This window comes from Paraburkholderia sp., assembly GCF_036488505.1.
Classification (GTDB): Bacteria; Pseudomonadota; Gammaproteobacteria; order Burkholderiales; family Burkholderiaceae; genus Paraburkholderia.
In genome coordinates this window covers 1-4,308 of the sequence record NZ_DASXHN010000257.1, presented here as the reverse complement: position 1 = coordinate 4,308, position 4,308 = coordinate 1, and the positions used below count along the sequence as shown (strand labels likewise).

Annotated in this window: 4 protein-coding genes; 2 read left to right on the top strand and 2 right to left on the bottom strand. The window is 61.8% G+C overall.

Translation table 11 applies throughout. The features are described from left to right. Together VGH68_RS15580 and VGH68_RS15575 are read right to left on the bottom strand one after the other, a co-directional pair. Positions 1-249, bottom strand: a 249-nt coding sequence (locus VGH68_RS15580) for a DUF883 domain-containing protein (protein ID WP_331604540.1), incomplete at its 3' end; no start/stop codon positions are given. Between the two features lie 347 nt (positions 250-596). Further along, entirely contained in the window at positions 597-1,322 is a 726-nt protein-coding gene (locus tag VGH68_RS15575) for an OmpW/AlkL family protein (protein WP_331604539.1), read from the bottom strand. Positions 1,323-1,509: 187 nt separating this feature from the next. On the opposite strand from VGH68_RS15575, the gene VGH68_RS15570 reads away from it, so the two are divergent. Both VGH68_RS15570 and VGH68_RS15565 read left to right on the top strand, forming a co-directional pair. Further along, a complete protein-coding gene (locus VGH68_RS15570) occupies positions 1,510-2,217 on the top strand; it encodes a transposase (protein ID WP_331604538.1) in 708 nt (235 codons plus the stop codon). Between the two features lie 317 nt (positions 2,218-2,534). Continuing rightward, positions 2,535-4,308, top strand: a 1,774-nt coding sequence (locus VGH68_RS15565) for a glutamate synthase central domain-containing protein (protein ID WP_331604537.1), incomplete at its 3' end; no start/stop codon positions are given.

Below are 4,308 nucleotides of genomic sequence, written 5' to 3'. Positions count from 1 at the left end.
CGCATCGCGCGTGTCGTTCATGCGCGCGCGCGCCGCGTCCAGTTGCTTGCGCAGTCTGCCGCGCAACTCGACCGCGTCAGCCTGGGTGCCTTCCGCCAGCGTCGATTCGAGTTCCGACAGCAGTGTGCGCAGTTCAGCCGCGATATCTTCGGCAGCATGGCGGCTATGGCGAGCGATGCGCCGCGCGCGGCGGCTTGCGCTCGTCCACGATTCGCCGAGGGCATCTCTCGTATTCGGAAGTGCTGTCATGGTCGCTCCGTCGATGAGTTGGAAAGAGCCCGCGCATGGCCACGGACGCGATGTCGCGTCACAACGCGGGAAACACCATGCGAACGCAACTTCGGTGCCAAACCGGCGTGGGCAACGTGCGCGGGCTGTCCGCGCGTCAGCGCGAGAACCGCGCGCGTAGCGTCAGCACTTATTGCACGCAGCGGCTTTCAATTCGCGTCAAATTTACAAACAACCGCACAGACAGTGCCGCGGCTGGCGCGCAAATGCGAACGCCGCAATCGATCGATCACGGCGTTTGCCCAGGCCGCCAAAATTCGACTAACCTAACTCAACGGCCCTTGGTAAAGCGCGAGGTGTAAGAAGCGTTAGAAGCGGTAACCGATGCTGACGTAAGTGACGATCGGGTTCAGCCTGATCTTGGTTTGCGATGTCACGGTAAGCGTGCCGATCGGCGTGGCCGAAGCGGAACTCAGCTTGGCGGTCGTGCTGAGCGGCAGATACGAGATCGACGCGCCCGCGAACCAATGCTGGTTGAACGCGTACGTGAAGCCTGCATTAAACACGGGCTCCCACGAACTATCCGTCGATACACTGGTCGGACCATGCAGCACATTTGCTTCGAATCCGCTGTTGGTGATCTGTTCGCCGGTGAACCAGACGCGGCTCACGCCAAGACCGAGGTACGGCCGGAACGAAGACGCCGGAGCGTTGAAGTAGTACTTGAACAGCAGAGTCGGGCTCCACTGTTTAGCTTCACCCAGCTTGCCGAACTGTTCGAAGCTGCCCGTACCGTGCAGGTCGAAAGTCGGCGGAACACCCATTACGAATTCGGTGGCGATGTGATCGGTAATGAAGTAGCCGGCGGTGAAGCCGATGGTGTCGGCCGAACTTAGTGAGGCGCCAGTGTTGGGTTGTGTGAGATTGGTCGGGCTGCCCCCAATGCTGGTCACCGTCAACGGGTCGCTGCTCGATTGAGGCGCGAGGTGGAACCACCCCGTCGTGACGTAGAAAGTGCCGGCCGATTGCGCGTGCGCTGCCGTGGTCATGCAGGCTAGCACCGCCATCCCCGTTACGGCCTGTTTTAATTTCATATGTGCTCCTCCAGAAAAGGCCCGCTCATTATGAGCACAACGTTTGAAACAAACCATACGCGGCGGTTAGAGTTTTCTCCCTAGGCACCGTGTGGTTCCAGGCTTCGCCGCATGGCGCCGAACCTCGCGCGCATGCGGCGCTTCGGACCTTCGGGTATATACCAACGCGACTATTGGATACTCCAGCATGGCACGGCTTGCACGTCTTTATGTCCCCGACCAGCCGCAGCACGTCATCCTCCGCGGGCTCGACCAGCAGCCCGCCTTCGTCGACGACCAGGACTACGAGCTTTTCATCGACTGCCTGAAGGCAGCTTCGCGGGACCATCACCTGTCGATCCACGCGTATGCATTGATGCCCGGCGCCGTGCAACTGCTCGTCACACCCACTGAGGAGTCGAGTCTGCCCAAGGCGATGCAGGCCGTCGGCAGGCGCTATGTGGCGCATTTCAACCGGCGCTATGCGCGCCGCGGCACGTTGTGGGAAGGCCGCTACCGCGCCACGGTGATCGAGGGCGAACGCTACTTCCTGCTGGCGAGCCGCGTGGTCGAAATGTGCCCGGTGCGCGCGCAGCTGGTCAATGCGCCCGAGGATTACCGGTGGTCGAGCTACCGGCATCACATCGGGCTCACTCTTGACAGCCTGATTACCGATCATCCGCTGTACTGGTCGCTCGGCAATACGCCGTTCGAGCGGCAGCGCGCGTACCGCGAACTCTGTGAGCAGCCGCTCGACGAGCGCGAAGCCAGTCAGCTCCAGCAGGCCACGTTGAAGGGCTGGGTACTGGGTAGCGATACTTATCGCGAATGGGCTGCGCGCGCTGCGAACCGGCGCGTTTCGCCGCTTCCTCGCGGGCGGCCGCGCAAAGTACGCGAGACGCCGCACACGCCGTAGCGCGGCAGCACATCGCAAGTCAGCGTTGTTACCTCAAGGGGCGGCATGAAAACGGCGTTTCGTATGCCGTTTTCTTTTGCCCGTGAATGATGTGGCACCACTAAATATGGGCTGCGATGCACCAATTCGATAATCGGGGGCTGATCATGAGGATTTATTTGCTATTCCATTGATTCGTCGCGTATATTCCGACTTCCAACGCTTTTCGATGCGCGCGGTCCCGCTGCGAGAAGCGCATCGTCGTCGTTGCGATGCGCACTGCGGCAAAAGAAAAAACGGTTTAACGGCCTGTCCGGCCCCTCACAGACGGTGTCCCCATGAACGACCACCTGCAACCGATTCACCCGGTTCCCGCCGCCCAAGGTCTGTACGACCCGGTTAACGAGCATGACGCCTGCGGCGTCGGCTTCGTCGCTCACATCAAGGGCAAGAAGAGTCACGAAATCATCGAGCAGGGCCTGAAGATCCTGGAAAATCTCGATCACCGGGGCGCGGTCGGCGCCGATCCGCTGATGGGCGACGGCGCGGGCATCCTGATCCAGATCCCGGACGGCTTCTACCGCGAAGAGATGGCCAAGCAAGGCGTGACGCTGCCGCCCGCCGGCGAATACGGCGTCGGCATGATCTTCCTGCCGAAGGAGCACGCGTCGCGCATCGCCTGCGAACAGGAACTGGAGCGTACGGTGAAGGCCGAAGGCCAGGTCGTGCTCGGCTGGCGTGACGTGCCGGTCGACCATACGATGCCGATTTCCCCCACGGTGAAGGCGAGCGAGCCGCTGATCCGCCAGATTTTCATCGGCCGCGGCAAGGACATCATGGTGACCGACGCGCTCGAGCGGAAGCTGTACGTGATCCGCAAGACCGCGAGCCACCGCATCCAGGCGCTCAAGCTCAAGCACGGCAAGGAATATTTCGTGCCGTCGATGTCGGCGCGCACGGTCGTGTACAAGGGGCTGCTGCTCGCCGGCCAGGTCGGCGTGTACTACCGCGATCTGCAGGACGAGCGCACGGTCTCGGCGCTCGCGCTGGTGCACCAGCGCTTCTCGACCAACACGTTCCCGGCATGGGAGCTCGCTCACCCGTACCGGATGATCGCCCACAACGGCGAAATCAACACGGTCAAGGGCAACGTCAACTGGCTGAACGCGCGTACCGGCGCGATCGCGTCGCACGTGCTCGGCGACGACCTGCCGAAGCTGTGGCCGCTGATCTACCCGGGCCAATCGGACACCGCCTCGTTCGACAACTGTCTTGAACTGCTGGTGATGGCCGGTTACCCGCTCGTCCACGCGATGATGATGATGATCCCGGAAGCCTGGGAACAGCACACACTGATGGACGACAACCGCCGCGCGTTCTACGAATACCACGCCGCGATGATGGAGCCGTGGGACGGCCCCGCCGCGATCGCCTTCACCGACGGCCGCCAGATCGGCGCGACGCTCGACCGTAACGGCCTGCGTCCGGCGCGCTACATCGTCACTGATGACGACCTCGTCATCATGGCGTCGGAAGCGGGTACGTTGCCGATTCCCGAATCGAAGATCGTCAAGAAGTGGCGCCTGCAACCGGGCAAGATGTTCCTGATCGACATGGAACACGGCCGCATCATCGACGACAAGGAACTGAAGGACAACCTCGCGAACGCCAAGCCGTACAAGAGCTGGATCGACGCTGTGCGGATCAAGCTCGACGAAATCGAGCCGAAGGCCGAAGACGTCGTGACGGAACGCCGTGAACCCGCTGCCTTGCTGGATCGCCAGCAGGCGTTCGGCTACACGCAGGAAGACCTCAAGTTCCTGATGGCGCCGATGGCGCAAGCCGGCGAAGAAGCCGTCGGTTCGATGGGCAACGACTCGCCGCTGGCCGTCATGTCCAACAAGAACAAGACGCTCTATCACTACTTCAAGCAGCTGTTCGCGCAAGTCACGAACCCGCCGATCGACCCGATCCGCGAAAACATGGTGATGTCGCTGGTGTCGTTCGTCGGTCCGAAGCCGAACCTGCTCGACACGAACAACATCAACCCGCCGATGCGTCTCGAAGTATCGCAGCCGGTGCTCGACTTCAAGGACATCGCGAAGATCCGCG